The sequence below is a fragment of the Listeria cossartiae subsp. cossartiae genome (assembly GCF_014224155.1).
GTDB classification, from domain to species: Bacteria; Bacillota; Bacilli; order Lactobacillales; family Listeriaceae; genus Listeria; species Listeria cossartiae.
Genome location: NZ_JAASUI010000001.1, coordinates 229092 through 245203, shown reverse-complemented (window position 1 = coordinate 245203; position 16112 = coordinate 229092). Strand labels below are relative to the sequence as shown.

The 16112-nt window shown below is 38.8% G+C and carries 15 protein-coding genes; 8 read left to right on the top strand and 7 right to left on the bottom strand.

The genetic code is table 11. From position 1 onward, the window contains the following. Window positions 1–117: 117 nt before the first annotated feature. Complete coding sequence (locus tag HCJ30_RS01210) at window positions 118–1713, bottom strand: PucR family transcriptional regulator (protein WP_185390648.1); 1596 nt, start codon at window positions 1711–1713, stop codon at window positions 118–120. A gap of 144 nt (window positions 1714–1857) precedes the next feature. Here HCJ30_RS01210 and HCJ30_RS01205 point away from each other — a divergent pair, with 144 nt between their 5' ends. The 5 genes from HCJ30_RS01205 (at window position 1858) to HCJ30_RS01185 (ending at window position 7662) form a co-directional block, all read left to right on the top strand. Beyond that, window positions 1858–2805 (top strand): AAA family ATPase, encoded by a 948-nt coding sequence (locus HCJ30_RS01205; RefSeq protein WP_185390647.1) that lies wholly within the window; start codon window positions 1858–1860, stop codon window positions 2803–2805. 4 nt (window positions 2806–2809) lie between these two features. After that, window positions 2810–3958: a DUF58 domain-containing protein gene (locus HCJ30_RS01200; RefSeq protein ID WP_185390646.1), complete on the top strand. Its 1149-nt coding sequence runs from the start codon at window positions 2810–2812 to the stop codon at window positions 3956–3958. Next, window positions 3955–6114: a transglutaminase TgpA family protein gene (locus tag HCJ30_RS01195; RefSeq protein ID WP_185390645.1), complete on the top strand. Its 2160-nt coding sequence runs from the start codon at window positions 3955–3957 to the stop codon at window positions 6112–6114. The genes HCJ30_RS01200 and HCJ30_RS01195 overlap by 4 nt, the downstream gene beginning before the upstream one ends. A 115-nt stretch (window positions 6115–6229) precedes the next feature. Next, window positions 6230–6976 (top strand): DUF4866 family protein, encoded by a 747-nt coding sequence (locus HCJ30_RS01190; RefSeq protein WP_185390644.1) that lies wholly within the window; start codon window positions 6230–6232, stop codon window positions 6974–6976. 20 nt (window positions 6977–6996) lie between these two features. Continuing rightward, window positions 6997–7662: a YoaK family protein gene (locus HCJ30_RS01185; RefSeq protein ID WP_185390643.1), complete on the top strand. Its 666-nt coding sequence runs from the start codon at window positions 6997–6999 to the stop codon at window positions 7660–7662. A 45-nt stretch (window positions 7663–7707) separates the two neighbouring features. On the opposite strand, the gene HCJ30_RS01180 is transcribed toward HCJ30_RS01185, so the two are convergent. Continuing rightward, on the bottom strand, window positions 7708–8433 hold the full coding sequence (locus tag HCJ30_RS01180; RefSeq protein WP_185390642.1) for a DUF2238 domain-containing protein: 726 nt from the start codon (window positions 8431–8433) through the stop codon (window positions 7708–7710). Between the two features lie 191 nt (window positions 8434–8624). Here HCJ30_RS01180 and HCJ30_RS01175 point away from each other — a divergent pair, with 191 nt between their 5' ends. Beyond that, window positions 8625–9173: a DUF4240 domain-containing protein gene (locus HCJ30_RS01175; RefSeq protein ID WP_185390641.1), complete on the top strand. Its 549-nt coding sequence runs from the start codon at window positions 8625–8627 to the stop codon at window positions 9171–9173. A gap of 46 nt (window positions 9174–9219) precedes the next feature. Here the strand turns inward: HCJ30_RS01175 and HCJ30_RS01170 are convergent, their stop codons facing one another. Together HCJ30_RS01170 and HCJ30_RS01165 are read right to left on the bottom strand one after the other, a co-directional pair. After that, window positions 9220–10149: an LCP family protein gene (locus HCJ30_RS01170; RefSeq protein WP_185390640.1), complete on the bottom strand. Its 930-nt coding sequence runs from the start codon at window positions 10147–10149 to the stop codon at window positions 9220–9222. 138 nt (window positions 10150–10287) lie between these two features. Beyond that, the gene (locus HCJ30_RS01165) at window positions 10288–10599 is read right to left on the bottom strand and encodes a hypothetical protein (RefSeq protein ID WP_185390639.1); all 312 of its coding nucleotides are present in this window, start codon (window positions 10597–10599) and stop codon (window positions 10288–10290) included. 171 nt (window positions 10600–10770) lie between these two features. Between HCJ30_RS01165 and pbp4 the strand changes: the two genes are divergently transcribed. Further along, window positions 10771–12807, top strand: a complete 2037-nt coding sequence (gene pbp4 / locus HCJ30_RS01160) for a penicillin-binding protein PBP4(5) (RefSeq protein ID WP_185390638.1) — start codon at window positions 10771–10773, stop codon at window positions 12805–12807. A 45-nt stretch (window positions 12808–12852) separates the two neighbouring features. Here the strand turns inward: pbp4 and HCJ30_RS01155 are convergent, their stop codons facing one another. Next, the gene (locus tag HCJ30_RS01155) at window positions 12853–13356 is read right to left on the bottom strand and encodes a DUF2004 domain-containing protein (RefSeq protein ID WP_185390637.1); all 504 of its coding nucleotides are present in this window, start codon (window positions 13354–13356) and stop codon (window positions 12853–12855) included. A gap of 136 nt (window positions 13357–13492) precedes the next feature. Between HCJ30_RS01155 and HCJ30_RS01150 the strand changes: the two genes are divergently transcribed. Continuing rightward, the gene (locus HCJ30_RS01150; RefSeq protein WP_185390636.1) at window positions 13493–14761 is read left to right on the top strand and encodes a condensation domain-containing protein; all 1269 of its coding nucleotides are present in this window, start codon (window positions 13493–13495) and stop codon (window positions 14759–14761) included. Window positions 14762–14795: 34 nt separating this feature from the next. On the opposite strand, the gene HCJ30_RS01145 is transcribed toward HCJ30_RS01150, so the two are convergent. Both HCJ30_RS01145 and HCJ30_RS01140 read right to left on the bottom strand, forming a co-directional pair. Further along, window positions 14796–15419, bottom strand: coding sequence for a nuclear targeted protein LntA (locus tag HCJ30_RS01145; protein WP_185390635.1), 624 nt, complete (start codon window positions 15417–15419; stop codon window positions 14796–14798). Window positions 15420–15444: 25 nt separating this feature from the next. After that, window positions 15445–15966 (bottom strand): TM2 domain-containing protein, encoded by a 522-nt coding sequence (locus HCJ30_RS01140; RefSeq protein WP_185390634.1) that lies wholly within the window; start codon window positions 15964–15966, stop codon window positions 15445–15447. Between the last annotated feature and the right edge of the window lie 146 nt (window positions 15967–16112).

The window sequence follows — 16112 nt, the reverse complement described above, 5'->3', positions numbered from 1 at the left end:
TTCTTGAATTTGTTCTATTAAGGACTAATTATATAAGAACTAGCTATCATTTGTATTTATCTGAATTGAAAAAAAACAGCGCAATCTTTGTCATTTCGGACAAAAATCGCACTGTTTTTAATTATTATTGTTTGTTTCGCCAAGTAAACGACGAATTGCAACGGCTAAATAGAGATTATAAGACTCCGGAATTTTAGTCGCTGGATATTGCAGCAATTCATTGACCCGCTGAATTCGGTATTTAATCGTATTTTTATGCAAAAATAGTAACTCGGCAGCTTGATTATAATTCGACTCGCCTTCTAGCAAAAATACTGACAACGTTTCAATTAATTCTTCGTTATCGTCTAAGGGTTTCAGTGGCTTCATTTGTTCCGCAATCGCCAATTCTCCGCGATTAACGATATCCACACATTTGGCTGCAAAATCGATTTCTTGAAGTGAATAAATCGGCTTATTAGCGTAAATCGCATTGGCGGCATTTTTATATTCATTTACGAGCGAATAAGCACTCTGCACATCTGAAGTCTGCTCCATTCCCTGACAAACGGTAATTTTTAATTCTATCCCAATTTCCTTCATCATCACCGCAAATTCATTCGCCGTATGCGTCCGGTCTCGCTGTGCAACGGAATTATCAAGCAAAACAACGATATTCTTTTCAAATAAATCAATCAAAGAAACATCAAAATGGCTAGCTACAAAGCTTTTCAGTTCACTCAAAACCCGCTCATTGTCGCGAATTTCTTCCGTTTTCACGAGCCACATCCATTTAATAGAGGAAACATCCACATTCAAAATTTTACCAAGCCGGCGCATTTTCACACTTTCATCATTCAAAATCGCCTTCATTAGCTCAGCCGTGCTGATTTCGACATAGTTGCGGCCCCATAAGTTCATAAAGACTTGGACTACTTCCGTAATTTGCATAACTACATCCGTCGTTAGCGCCCCTTTTTCTTTCATCATAAATAAGTGCATCGCCTGCATTCCATCTTGAAAAATTGGCTTTCTCGCTGTATAAAATTCACGCTCATCTAATGTGAGTTGCACAAGTTCCTGTTCATTTATTTGTTTTGAGGCTTCAATCACTCTTTCAAAATCCCAATGGCGCGTGCGTGGCCAAGTGATTGAATTAATTACTTGAAAGGAATTGTCGGTTAAAACAAGTGAAGTGTGCGTTCTGTCAGACAAGATTTTCAGCGTCGTATCAATATTCCGCTGCGGAGGTCGTACACTCGAAATCTGTTCTAGCGATTCGGTAACAAAGTTGGTATCCGTCATTTCTTGCTTCACAATCGCTTCAACTACTTCATAAATCACTTCACTATATCTCAGTGACATTTCGTTTTCCGGCATCACAATAATCGTAAAATCTAGTTCATTCGCAAAATCAATCAGCTTTTGATCAATTTTCGGCATAAAGATTCCAACGTAGTAAAGAATTAAAGCAACTTCGCCAACTTTATGTAATCGCTCAATCGTGCGGCACTGCGCCTCGACATCATCACGAATATTCACAAAAGCAGAGACAACTATTTCACTGCCATAAAATTCATCATTATCAAATAATTCATCTTCCAAAAGAGCTACTTCTGTGTATTCTAAAACAGAAATAGACGAAACTAGCTTAGATAATCCAGATTTTCCAGATACTACTTTCGCTTCTTTTAAAGATGGTAGTTTCATTAAATCAGCCAATTTAACGCTCAAAGTTCGCCACCTCCAGTTATTCTAAGTGTAAACAATCTCCTAAGAAAAGTCCATGCCACATTAAATCTTTTACATTCAAGGTTGATTATAGTAGCATTAAACCATGAATACACATATTCTGACTAAAAACATAGGAGGCAAATTATGTCTATAGAGCCATCCATTAAAATAAATGAGATTATTAATGAAGTTGAAAAAGTTATCGTCGGTAAACGACATGTTGTTAAATTAAGCTTAACTGCCCTACTTGCGGGTGGTCACGTATTACTGGAAGACGTTCCCGGAGTTGGTAAAACAATGATGGTGCGCACACTTGCAAAAACAATCGGAGTTTCCTTTAAACGGATTCAATTTACGCCAGATTTGCTACCAGCAGATGTAACTGGGGTTTCGATTTTCAATCCCGAAACGCGCGAATTTGAATTCCGTCCAGGTCCAGTTATGGGAAATATTGTTCTCGCCGATGAAATTAATCGAACTGCACCACGTACGCAGGCCGCTTTACTGGAAGGTATGGCCGAAAACAGTGTGACAGTGGATGGAATTACGCGCAAACTCGCTGATCCATTTTTCGTAATGGCAACGCAAAATCCGATTGAATACGAAGGCACTTACGCTTTGCCAGAAGCCCAATTAGACCGATTTTTGCTTAAAATCAATATTGGTTATCCGACAGTTGAAGAAGAAATGCAGCTGCTTACTTTAAAACAATACCAAGATCCCCTTGAGCAAACGAAACAAGTTGTGACACTAGAAGAATTATTGAATCTAAAAAACAAAGCCAAACAAGTCTTTATTGATGATGTGTTGAAAAATTATATTATTCGCCTAGTCGATGCAAGTCGAAAACATCCTTCTGTTGCGCTTGGGATTAGTCCGCGTGGCTCACTAGCTTTCATGCAAGCCGCTCAAGCTTTTGCGCTTATTGAAGGTCGCGATTATGTGATTCCTGATGATATTCAATATTTAGCGCCGTATATTTTCACCCATCGTCTCATTTTGAAGTCCGAAGCTTATTATAATGAGGAAACAGCCGAATCCATTATTGCTTCCATTCTGAAAAACACGTCAGTTCCGGTAGAGAAGAGGTAGTAAAATGTTAAAAAAACGCCTCCTGTTAGCATCTCGGTGGATTATTATGCTAATTATTTACGCTGGACTTTGGGCTTATACGCTATTTCAAGGTGATACAGCTAGCTGGTTTTTAACCTATTTCTTTAGTTTTATCTTGTTACTATTATTTTTATCCTCGATTTATCCACTCAAAGCGTGGAAAGCAAATCGAAATTTTGTTAAAACGACCTACCATGATGGCGATTTAGTCGATATGCAAGTATCATTTACTCGAAAATCGCGTTATCCAGTGGGTTATTTGCTATTCCAACAAAAAATCCCGGCTAGTTTCGGTAAAGTGAGCGCCCGCCAACAAGTAGTCTATCCGCTTTTCAAAAAGAATTTTACTGTGACGCTTGCTGGATTTGCTGGTGTTCGTGGGATACATTCATTCCCGCCGCTAGATGTGGAAACGAGTGATGCATTCGGTTTGCTGGAACGTTCACGCCAATTGTCGACCGAAAAAACGCTCACTATTTATCCGACTTATTTCCCTGATGTATTAGAAAAAATCAGTGAAGTTTCTCCGGAAAACGAACGTAATGCAGCTTATTGGACCCTCAAGAAAAACAGCAATCTGCACAGTTTACGCGAATTTTCTTCTGGCGACCGAATTTCCCTGATTGACTGGAAATCTTCTGCTAAAAGTGACCAGTTGATGACCCGAGAATTTGAAAATAGTGCCACATCACGGTTATCCGTCATTTTTTACGGCGCGAGTCATCCCAATTTTGAATTATCACTTCGGGCTGCCTACTCATTCATCCGCAAAATCTCCGAAGATAATGGAGAAATCCGTGTTACTTTGCTTGGCGATCAAACGAGTAAATTTGCTCCAGCGAAAGGCACCAATAGACTTCAAGAAATCTCAACTGCTTTTGCCGAAATCGCACCGGCAGATAGTTTAATGCTACAAGAATCGCTTGATAACAATTTGCACGCTGGAGAGAAAATCCTTTTATTTACACCGTGTATGGATACGATGTTACTGCAAAAAGTGACCCGTTTAACGGATAATAAACAGCTTCAAATTATTACATTCCAGTCAGAGCATTCCAAATCGACGGATGCTCCTGCGATTTTCCTTGAGCCAGCGAGCCTTCTAAGCAGACGGGAGCGTGAAACTAAATGAAAAGATATGTATCGCTCGTCATGCTATTCATTCTATCGGTTTTACTCATCTCGGAGTGGATTTATCCATTTGCCGAGCTAACAGAACTTCCAACAGCCAATTGGATTATTTTATTTATAAGCCTTTCGCTCGGCAGCTTTTTTCTTCGTTTAAAATATTACTGGACCATTCCTCTTCATATCGTAATGATTTTCGTCGTTTCTGGAATTTATTACGCTAAAGATGGCATTCTGTCCGCGGATTGGTTTAGTTCGTTTTTCCAAATTACCTTTAATGGTTTTAGAGATATGGTGCAGTTCCGCTCTTCTGATATTTCTATGGACTTTATTTTAATCGTCTTTTTAATTGCATTGTGGCTTTTGAGTTATATTACTACGTATAGTATTTTGCGCAAACAGCGGATTATGAGTGTGTTAGTTTTAACAGTTGCCTATTTAGCCGTTATTAATACTTTTACAGATTATAATAGTAATTGGGCGATTGTTCGGACCGTATTGGAAGGATTTTTACTTCTGCATCTTGCGCTGGCTAGCCGAATTGCAGCACCTAATCGAATAAGTGCAGATTCCTTGAAACGAAATGGGCTACTTTACCATATTTTTGTGATTATGTTGCTGGCGGTATTTGTTTTTAGTTCGTTAATGCTTCCGAAAAAGGCGCCCATTTTTCCTGATCCTGTACCGACGATAAAAAATGCGCTTGGGATTAATACTACGCGTACGGTTGGTTATAGTGAAGACGACACAACGCTTGGTGGCGCACTTAAAAAGGATAACGGCACTGTATTTACCGCACGTACGGATAAAGGCCACTACTGGCGCGTGGAATCGAAAACTACCTACACTGGAACCGGCTGGGCAAATGCAAACTCAGGCGATGTAGTATCATTTTCCTCTGGTGATACGTTTCCGATTCAACTTACAGAGCAAACAACCGGCCCTACAAATACGGCTGAAATTAGTTTTGCTTCTTCTAGTGATTACATGCCTTATCCATATGGAACGCAAACAGTTAACGGCGCAGTCGATTCATTTAGTGCCAATTTAACGATAGAAAGAGTTGGACCTGTGGATACCATCAAAAATTACACGGTCCAATTAAAAACGCCTGTTTACAATATTGAAAAGATGCAGAGCGCTGATTTTAGTACATTATCTAGTACCTTTGTTTCAAAATATACGCAAACGCCAAGTGAGTTACCAGACCGGGTTGCAAAACTGGCCAATAAAGTAACCAAAGACGCTGATTCCATTTATGATAAAACAAAAGCAATTGAAAGCTATCTAAGTTCTTCAGGTACATTTACTTATAGCACAGATGATGCGAAAGAAACGCCTAGGGGAGCCGATTACGTCGACCAATTTTTATTTGAAACGCGGATTGGTTATTGTGATAATTTTTCTACTTCGATGGTAGTAATGCTTCGTTCGCTCGGGATTCCAGCAAGATGGGCCAAGGGTTACACACCTGGCGAGGGCGAGAAAAAAGAAAATGATGCGAAATCCACTTACACGATAACAAATAATAATGCGCATTCTTGGCCGGAAGTATTTTTCCCAGGTACTGGATGGGTTCCATTTGAGCCAACAGCAACGTTCTCCAACCCAGAAGACTTCCAAGAACCAACAACCGAAACTGCCAATAAACCGGAAACGCCGAACGATAGCACAAGTACGCCAGAAACTCCAAACACACCAGAGAAAACACCAGAACAAGATAACGGCAGTAGCTCCACTGGGGAAGCAACGAAGAAAGAAGAACCTAAAGCAGATGCAGCGGCCTCTAATTTCAAAATCCCTGCTTGGTTTTGGTGGATTCCCGCTGGATTAGTTACAGCATTACTTGTGTTGGCCGTATTATTCAGACGCAGAATCCGCAGTTATTTATTGCTTCGTTCCCTGAAAAACAAACCAGCATTTGGCAAAACGTATCATAAGCTATTGAAGTCGCTCGCTTCTTATGGTTATGTGCGCGAATCAAGTGAAACTTTACGTCATTTTGCAGTGAGAGTTGATGCGGATTTAAAAACAGCTGACTTCTCGCGATTGACTAAAATTTATGAAGCTCAGGTTTATAGTAATGGTTTGGATGAAAAAGTGATGAGTTCGGATGAGATGGGGCTTGTTCAGCAAGTTATTGCTAAATTAAATAAATAAACAGAGAAAAACGCCTACGAAATTATTCATAGGCGTTTTTTATCGTGTAATATTTTTATCTTTTCTTGGTAAATATGAGATAATATTAACATAAAAAAATAAAGGAGACTTGAAAATGACGACTATTTTTCCTAGAGAGCAAAATGTAGCTACCCTTTTCGAGCAGATATTGGCTAATTCAACAGCTTGCAGGCGGTTCAAAGATGTATTTCTTGATAATTTAGAGAGCTTTCAAGAGGCGCGTGGCTTTGAGAAAGATGATGCTCTTTTCGCCAAAATTATTTTATCCTCTTATCAGCAAAGTGATGTTAGCGCGCTATTATTAGGCGTTTGCGGTAGAACTTTATTTGAGCTTCTCCGGCAAGCTTTTCTTATTCCAAAAAAATTAACAGCAGATAACCCTTTGTTTTTAACAGATGCGCAAGGGCATTTTATTGCAGAAATTCCTAATCGGGAGCAAGAAAAGTTTCAAGAAATATTTCAGGCTGATCTTGCTAACTCCGAAGCGGCGATTTATTTAGTTGATGACGAGGATACGGTGCATTCCTACGAACCAGATTTCACGATATCTACTAAAAAAATAAATAAAAAAAGAGGTATTCTCGTGCTCTACTCTCTTCCAAGCACTTTGCAATTTGGAATGTCTGAATCGCAAGCTTATGCGGTTATTTGGAAAACTTTCTTACAAATACAAGAACTTATTCCTTCTAGCAGAATTTTTTACGGGCAAGAAACCGCTGAAAACGCTGATGAATTAGGTGTATTTTTGCCTATCCATCATTTCGAGAAAAAAATGTTACAAAATATCGAGCAGATCAATGCGTTAATTAGGGCATTGCGCGAACAGATGGTTAATAAATAAGAAAAAAAGGATGACAAAATATGGCAAGAACTAGGCAAATTTCAGAATCAATTGGGTTGGGGCTTTTGCTCGCTCTGGCTGGCGGGTTTATGGATGCTTACTCTTATATTGAACGAGGACAAGTATTCGCTAATGCACAAACTGGGAATATACTTTTATTTGGGATTAATATTTCGGAAGGAAATTGGGCTACGGCTGTGCAATATTTTTGGCCGGTTGTTTCTTTTACCGTTGGGATTGCGCTGTCTGAACTGATTCACCGGCGTGCTATTCGGCGGCTACACTGGCGCCAGCTTTCTGTTTTGATAGAAGTGGTGATTTTGGTCGGAGTTGCATTTATTCCACTTGATAAAAATCTTATTGCCAATTCGCTGATTTCTTTTGTCTGTGGGATCCAAGTGGAAAGTTTCCGGAAAATGCATGGTAGAGGGATTGCGACGACGATGTGTATCGGGAATTTACGGAGTGCTACGCAAAATTTATGTGATTATTTTGAGTACAAGGAAAAACAATATCTGCACAATAGCTTTTTGTATTTTTCGGTTATTGTTAGTTTTATTATTGGTGCGGTCGTTGGTAATTTCTTTATTCAGCTGTTCGCTCAATACGCTATTCTGATTTGTGCACTTCTGCAATTTATCGCCTTTTTAATGATGTTTATTGATAGAGAAAGAAAAATTATCTAAAAAAAATGCCAGCAAAATGATTTCTCACTTTGTTGGCAGTCTTTTTTATTTCGCTTCTTCTTCTACTTTTTTAAATTCGAAGTTCTTCATCCATTTTTTATTTTTACGAATGGAGAAGTAACCGACAATGGAGATGACGAATGCGCCGAGGAAATCGACGAACAGATCGCCCATTGTATCAGCAACCGCTGCATGACCTTGAAGCATTGTGCCATCTTCTAGCATTGTTTTTTGCATATTCATTCCAAAACTGTCGGCTGCAAATTCATAGAACTCCCAGAAAACACCTAAGAATACGGCAAAACTACAAGCAAATAACGCCACGAAAACTGGGCTCATCGAAAGTGTAACACGTTCATCATTATTCAGTAAGCTCACAATCGAGAAACCAAGTCCCCCAAGCATCGCCCCACTAAACGTATGTAAAATCGTATCCCAGTTAGGAATTAAATAATAGAAACTACGTACTTCACCAAGATAAATCGCACAATATAAGAAAACGATAAAAACAATATACATCGCATTCGGAATCACGAATTTCATTTTTTTACTAATGATAGATGGTAAGAATAGTACTACCACCCCAAGTACACATTGCATAAGCATCAGTGAGTAGTCGCCTTTTGTTTGTTGTCCTTCTGGAACGTTGCCAGATGGCGCTGTAATTAAATTAACCGTTGCATAAACCATCGAAACTACAAGCGTTACTAATACAAAAATTGCTAAAATCTGCGCCCAGTTCCATTTTCTTTTCTTTGTTTTGTCCTTCATGAAGCGTCTCACCCCTTTTTAAAATATGTATTCATTATAAGCTATGTGACGCGAAAAAAGAAATTTAAAACAAGATTTGTCAATATTTTGTGACAATATTCTGTCTGAAACAAATGATCACTTTGCTAGTATTTTCTAATATGATATACTAAACCCATAAAAAATCTATCTTTCAAACGGAGGAAAATTGAATGAAAAAAGTATCATCTTTATTAACCCAAGATCAGTTTTGGGGAATTATTGATAGCTCTGAAAAAGGCAGCAAATTAGAAGAATTACTAGAAAAGTTGAGTGAAGATGAACTTTTTGGTTATGATTATTGGTGGAACTACTTTCACAAAAAATCTTACAATCAGTCACTCTGGGCTGTTGCTTACGTAGTATTAGGTGGCTGTGGCGATGATGGATTTGACTATTTCCGTTATTGGTTACTAACGAGAGGTAAGGCTGTATTCATGTCCGCTATGGAAAATGCCGATACACTGTGTAATGAATTCGATTTGTTAACAGATGATGAATATCCTGAAGCTGAAGAGGTAGCTTACTTAGTGATGGATGTTTTCGAGGACAAACTAGATAAAGACTTTGACGATGCTCAGATTGAAGCATCGAGTAGAATTGAATTTGAGGAAGTAACAATGCCACAAATTGATTTTGAGTGGAACGAAGACGACGAAGATTCTATAAAAAAAGTATGCCCAAACACTTTTGCAAAATGGTGGGATAACGACAAATTTTAATATAAAAACACGGAAATCCAGTAACGAGGATTTCCGTGTTTATTTTTTATTTCAAAAAGTCTTGTAAAGCTTGCGCGTTTGCGGCTACATCATCTAAACGAAGGACTGCTCCTGCGCCGTCGATTCGTTCATTATGCCATTTCCCTTCTACTGGGATAGCGAATTTCTCCATTGTTTCGGTTTTTCCTAGTAAGAAATCTGCGCCAATAGACATCAGCGTGCCTGTCGGGATATTAGTGGAAGAATAACCTTGTAGTTTGCCGATGACATCTGGAATTTTTGCTACATCGCCAACGTCAATCGCTTGTTCTTTCAAGGCTTCTAACACTTGTTGCTGACGGCGAATTCGCCCGAAGTCACCTTCTGCATCTTTACGGAAGCGAGCATATTGTAAAAGTGTTTTACCATCCATTACTTGCTCACCTTTTTTAATATTTGCGTCGATGTTTTTCGACATGTCTTTTTCGGCGTTAATTTTGATTCCTTCTGGTGCTAGCGTATCAACGATCTTAGGGAAGCCTTCGAAATTGGCTACTACGTAATATTGCACGTCTACACCAAAGTTTTCTTTAATCGTTTGGCGTACAAGTTCTGGTCCGCCGTAGGAATATGCTGCATTGATTTTGTTTTTGCCATGTCCCGGGATGTCCACATATGTATCACGCATGATGGACACTAGTTTTGGCGTATTGGTTTTCGTATTATAATGAGCAATCATCAAGCTATCTGAGCGCCCTTGGTCTTCTCCGCGTGAATCACTGCCGATAAGTAACACATTAATCTCATCGCCAACAGCTTTGACACCATTAAATTCATAATCTTTTAATTTACTTTCTGTTTGCGCTTCTTTTAAGCTAGATTGATATTGGAAATAACCGATAACTGCAACTACACCAACTAAAATTAATAGGGCCACAAGAATAGTAACAAAAATTCTCCCTTTACGCGCTTTTCTTTTTCGTGCATGTCTTGCCATTTTACACACCTCATTTATTGTAACTTACCTCCATATTACAATAAAATGACAAAAAAAGAGAGCGATAATTCCATAAGATTTTTTAAAGATTGGGAAAAACCCTCTAAAAATCTAGGTTTTAGAGGGCTTTTATAGCTATTAAAGGGTCCCGTCACTGCTTGTACTACTGTCACTAGTTCCAGAATCAGAACTATCATCTGAACTGCCCGGGGCTTGACCTGGTTGACCGGACGGCGGCGTTCCACTTGGTCCCCCACTTCCATCAGGGCCTTGCATCGTTCCCGTATTATTTTCCGGGGTATTTTGACTAACTGAGTATAGTTGATAACTTAAAACGCTAATAATAATGACAGAAAGAATACTAACAATAATCGTGCTCCACTTCCATTTATTGTGGATGCCTTTCCCACGAATAATGAGTTTCTTTTCTGGCTGTTCCATCTCTTCCATCCAACATCATCCTTTCGTTACCACTACTTTACCAAGCAAATAAGAACAAATTATGACGTGAGTTAGAAAAAAATGTGTCGGGCAAAGCTAAAGTTTTCTTTAATTTTTCCAGCTTTTTTCCAAGTGTTTGGTATAATTAATTGAATAAAACATGAAATTAAGGGGTGTATTATGGCTAATTATGGTGAAAAAAAGAGGAATAACAAGAAGGCAATTTTGATTGGAAGTATTGCCGCTGTTGTCATCCTCGCAGGTATTGCCATTTATTTTTTCATACAAAATCAACATAAAGATGAAAAAAATGCTTTAGCAGCCGCAGAAACTTTTACATCAAATATCGCTAAAGAAAAGTACGACAAGCTTGGAAATAGCGTTTCAAAAGAATCTTTGAAAAAAGTCGAATTTACAACGAAAGAAATGGAAGCTAAGTATCAAGCTGTTTACGACGGGATTGGCGCAAAAGATATTAAAGTCAAAAACCTCAAGTCTGTCTATGATGACTCAGCGAACAAATTCAATTTAACTTATGAACTTGAAATGCGGACTAGCCTTGGCAAACTCGCTACGCAAAAATATAAAACCACGATTTCTAAACAAGACGATGACTGGAAAATCGACTGGAAACCAGCGCTTATTTTCCCGGGAATGGTAAAAACGGATAAAGTCCGCATCACGGAAGACGACGCAGAACGCGGTCAAATCGTTGATAGAAATGGTAATCCGCTCGCAACAACTGGCCAATTTGCCGAAGCTGGTGTTGTGCCGTCGAAGCTTGGTGAAGGCGATGAAAAAGTGAAAAACATTGCTGATATTAGCAAAAAACTGGATATTTCGACAGAGTATATTAACAAACAACTCGAGCAAAAATGGGTTCAAGCGGATAGTTTTGTTCCTTTGGTTACTTTAAAGAAAGAGAATTTGCCCGAAGCAGCTGGCCTTACTTACGCGCAAAAAGAAATGCGTACCTATCCATTAAATGAAGCAACGTCGCATTTGATCGGTTATGTTGGTGAAGTTAGCGCCGAAGATATTGAGAAAAATCCTAAACTCAGTGTCGGTGATGTGATTGGTAAAAGTGGTTTAGAACGCTACTACGACAAACAACTGCGCGGCAAAAACGGTGGCGCCATCAAAATCATCAATGACCAAACGAAACAAGAAGACACTTTGCAAAAAATAGATAAAAAAGACGGCGAAGAAATTAAACTAACGATCGATGCCGCGATTCAGAAGAAGGCATTTGATAGCCTTGGTTCCGAAACTGGCGCCGTGACAATGATTAATCCGACCAATGGCGAACTGCTGGCATTAGTGAGCACGCCTTCTTATGACGCTAATCAAATGGTGCTCGGAATTACTTCCGAAGATTATGCGAAATACAATGACGATAAACGCCTGCCTTTCCTAGCAAGATACGCAAATCGCTATGCTCCGGGCTCTACTTTTAAAACAATTACTGCAACGATTGGGCTTGATACAGGAGTGACAAAACCCGATAAAGTCCGTGAAATTTCTGGCTTAAAATGGCAAAAAGATGCTTCATGGGGCAACTATTTCGTAACCCGTGTCCATGATGTGCCAAAAGTAAATATGACGGATGCGCTCGTGCACTCGGATAACATTTATTTTGCGCAAGAAGGACTCGAAATCGGCAAAGATAAACTAACAGCCGGGTTGAAAAAATTCGATTTTGATAAAGAATACAACCTTCCATTCACAATGAAACCAGCGCAAATTTCGAATGATGGGCTAAATTCGGAAATCTTGCTAGCTGATACAGCATACGGTCAAGGCCAGCTACTCATGTCGCCAATCCAACAAGCAATCGCCTATTCTGCCATTGCCAACGACGGAAAAATGCCTTATCCAAAATTAGATACAAAAGAAAAAGCTGGCGAGTCCACACAAGCAACCGAAGCCGCATCTGCCAACCAAGTCAAAGCGGCTTTAGTCAAAACAGTTTCCGACCCAGCCGGCACAGCCCATGCCTTGCAAATCCAAGGTCACAACATCGCAGCTAAAACAGGAACCGCCGAACTAAAAGAAAAACAAGGCGAAGATGGCCTTGAAAACGGCTTTGTTTACGCCTTCGATGCCGACAATCCGAATTACCTCATGGTCGGAATGATCGAAAACGTTAAAGGTCGCGGCGGTAGCGGACTTGTTATCGATAAGTTAAAACCAGTTATTGAGAGTATGTATAAATAAAAAGGGGCAACCTGGTTCTGCGCGAACCGGGTTGCTCCTTTTTTATTAACTTTCGTGGGATAAATCAGTAATTGCACCATTTTTATCAAAACGAACAACTAAAAGTTCGTCACTGTCTTCTGGTAATAGTTTAAAGTCGAAAGTTAGCTCGATTTCACTGTTGGAACCAGGTGAAAATGAAACTCCCGCCAGCACTAATTTATCTACTAAAATTTCGTTCGTTACATTTTCAATAGTATCCATTCCTGTTACCGCTAAAACCTCAGCTGGCAATTCGTCTGAATGAAAATCAAAATAAATAGTAATCGTATCATTCTCTGCAAATTGCTCTAAAATAGTTTTTTTCGCTTTTAGATAAAGTTCTGGAATTTGATCAGTCAAAGCGACGATATCTTGAAAATCTTTTTCTGATGTAAGTCCTTCCCAAATAATAAAGTTGATTGTCGTTTCTTTACCATCCAGAGGGATTAGAGCATCTGTCATTGTTCCTTTTTCTTGTGTGTATGGAAGCGTTCCTAGCAACTTAGTAGTTAATGTTTCGTTTGTCATGTTAAGATCCTCCTAAAAATAGTAACTTTCATAATCTCAGTATACGTAATAAAAATAGAATTAGCAACTAGTTTCGCAATTCTGCTTTCAGGGAAACTATAAACAACGATTTAAGCCTAAGAAAGAAGGAATTCCCATGGTAAAAATAACAAAATATCGCGCTGAACCTTCCGATGTGAAGCATTATATTTCTGGAGAAAAAATGAAAAATGATCATCATTTGCATACTGTGCTGACATTTGATAATCACTTAAATATAGCAGTTTTAAAAGAAGCGGTCATGCAGTCTACTGAGAAATTGCCGCTGCTTCTTTGCCATTTTAAAGAAACGAAAAAAGGTGCTTTTTGGCAAGAAAGTGTTTTTTCTGCGGAGGATTTAGTTTTTCTTGTGGAAACAGCCGAACCAGAAATCGAAGTGGACCAAGCGCTCGTTAGGAAATTGTCTACGGAAAATGGTCCGCAAATTTGTTTGACTATTGTTCGGACGGAAACCGCAGACCAGCTGGTTATTATTATGAATCATATGTTAGCGGATGGCGCTGGTTTCAAGGAATATCTTTATTTGCTGAGTGGAATTTATTCAGAACTGTTGGAAAATCCGGATTATCAGGCGGATTGGAGCTTGGGTTCGCGGAGTTTGAATCAAGTTTTCGAGCAATTTTCGCGCACAGAAATAAAGTCGATTTTCAGTGAAAAAAGGAAGCAAAACGCCGTCCATAATCCACCTTTCCCACTAAAAGGTGACCCGAAAAACCCGAAAGTCATTTGGACGAAGCTGCCAAAAACAGATTTTTCATCTATCATCCAATATGCAAAAGCGCACGAAGCGACCGTAAATGATGTTTTTTTCGCTGCTATGGTGCGCACTATTCAGCAAACAACGCAGCAAAATGAGATGTCGATTGATTGTCCAGTGGACCTCCGCAAATATTTACCAAATAAAGCAAGCCGCGGCATCACCAACCTAACCGCCAATATTACTTGCCAAATTAACGCGACGGACGACCTAACCTCATTTGAAAGTACACTTCAAGCTGTCAAAAAATCGCTTAACCCGCAAAAAAACAGCCTAGCTCCCTTACGAATTTATTACTTATTAGAATTTATTTTTAAGAAAAAAAGCTATTCTGTTGCCAAAAAAGCTTCTGAAAAAATGTATTCTATTCCGAAAACTAGTTTCACAAATATCGGAATTATTGACGACGAAAAACTCGTTTTTGAAGGAAGTACTTTAACAGATTGCTTCATTTGCGGTTCTTTAAAATATGCTCCGTTTTTCCAAGTCGCGGCTACGACTTTCCGGGGTGAGCTGACACTTAGTACTAATCTGCATGGCACTGCGCAAGATCACGCTTGGCAGAAAGCGTTTTTGGAGAAGATGATTGCTCATTTCCCTTCTAAATAAACAAAAAGCCATCCTAAGTCAGATGGCTTTTTGTTTATTTTTGACTATCCAATAATTGGTAGCCTACTTTCAAGTTATTCAAGGCTGTTTGTAATTTATCCGTGCGCATCTTTTTAAAGATGATTTGATTAGGATATCTTTTTTTAAATGCAGCTTCACTATCTTTTTTCCCATTTAGCAAATCTAACGTCACTTGTATTCGTTGTATTTTGAAATCGCTCCACTCTGTAAAAACCTGCTTAAATGTCTGTGTATCTGTCGAGGCTTCCGAACTTCTTTTAAGCGCATCTATATTTAAAATTTCTTGCTGATATCCTTTCATCGTGCCCATCATTTGATTAATATTATCATTCGCAAAGTCCAAATCCGACCAAATTTCTCCCTTAATCGTATCTTTTAAAATGTTTTCCGCGGAAAGTTCCCGACCTTCAAATTCTACTAAATCAAATTTAATCAACGCTAAATCTTCGGCCGAAAGTTGTGGTTTCGGCTTGCTCACCTGTTTTGATGTCTTCGAGCTATTTGCTTTCTCGCTTGCTTGCTCGCCCTCATCGTCACTAGTAGTTACCGCTAATATGACGACAAGCACCGCGCCGATAATCACTACAATTTTCCATGTTTTTGATAATCCTTTGAACCAATCCACTAATTTTTTCACTTGTTTTCCTTCTTTCCCGTTTCTTTCATGCTCTATTGGTTAATTTCTGCAATTTAATCTGGCTAATAAGTTGTCGTTTGATTTTTTCATTTGCCGAAGTAACTTCCGAAGCAACGACAAAACAGTCGATAAAAGTTAAAACTAAGAGAATCGGTATCCATAAAAAACCTAATAAAAAGAATAAACTCACACTTCCGATTAAAATAATAAGTCCATAAATCCAATTTCCTGTATAAAAATGCCCAATTCCAAGTCCACCAAAAAACAGCGACAACAAAACAGCCGTAGATTTACTTTTCAAATCTGCTGTATGAAGCGTTTCTTTCACATATTCTTGCTCTTCATAAGTAAGCCCATTGTTTTCTATTGGTTTTAACTTCGCATACCTATTTCCAGTGTCAGAAATAACCACAAATTTTCCATCAGAACTTACTTCCATACCAATCTGCCGTTTAAAACTCTCCTCCATTTTCCATCGTTCCTTATCATTCAAAGGCTGAAATCCCAACTCATATACATCCCCAAAACCAACAACTTTCTTACTCACAAAACCACTCCTTTTCCAAAGATAAAAAAATCCTTACTCCCCGCAAAAATAGCTCAATGATTCACATAAGTTTTTTTAGTTAGGAACCAAAGAGCATATAGAATTATAGTCCTCTTTTTAGTTAATGGTTAAAATGTCTTATAAAT

Bases quoted from the DNA above. Each gene is read 5' to 3' on its own strand.
- HCJ30_RS01205 (WP_185390647.1), top strand. From the start codon at position 1,858: ATGTCTATAGAGCCATCCATTAAAATAAATGAGATTATTAATGAAGTT.
- HCJ30_RS01200 (WP_185390646.1), top strand. From the start codon at position 2,810: ATGTTAAAAAAACGCCTCCTGTTAGCATCTCGGTGGATTATTATGCTA.
- HCJ30_RS01195 (WP_185390645.1), top strand. From the start codon at position 3,955: ATGAAAAGATATGTATCGCTCGTCATGCTATTCATTCTATCGGTTTTA.
- HCJ30_RS01190 (WP_185390644.1), top strand. From the start codon at position 6,230: ATGACGACTATTTTTCCTAGAGAGCAAAATGTAGCTACCCTTTTCGAG.
- HCJ30_RS01185 (WP_185390643.1), top strand. From the start codon at position 6,997: ATGGCAAGAACTAGGCAAATTTCAGAATCAATTGGGTTGGGGCTTTTG.
- HCJ30_RS01180 (WP_185390642.1), bottom strand. From the start codon at position 8,433: ATGAAGGACAAAACAAAGAAAAGAAAATGGAACTGGGCGCAGATTTTA.
- HCJ30_RS01175 (WP_185390641.1), top strand. From the start codon at position 8,625: ATGAAAAAAGTATCATCTTTATTAACCCAAGATCAGTTTTGGGGAATT.
- HCJ30_RS01170 (WP_185390640.1), bottom strand. From the start codon at position 10,149: ATGGCAAGACATGCACGAAAAAGAAAAGCGCGTAAAGGGAGAATTTTT.
- HCJ30_RS01165 (WP_185390639.1), bottom strand. From the start codon at position 10,599: ATGGAAGAGATGGAACAGCCAGAAAAGAAACTCATTATTCGTGGGAAA.
- pbp4 (WP_185390638.1), top strand. From the start codon at position 10,771: ATGGCTAATTATGGTGAAAAAAAGAGGAATAACAAGAAGGCAATTTTG.
- HCJ30_RS01155 (WP_185390637.1), bottom strand. From the start codon at position 13,356: ATGACAAACGAAACATTAACTACTAAGTTGCTAGGAACGCTTCCATAC.
- HCJ30_RS01150 (WP_185390636.1), top strand. From the start codon at position 13,493: ATGGTAAAAATAACAAAATATCGCGCTGAACCTTCCGATGTGAAGCAT.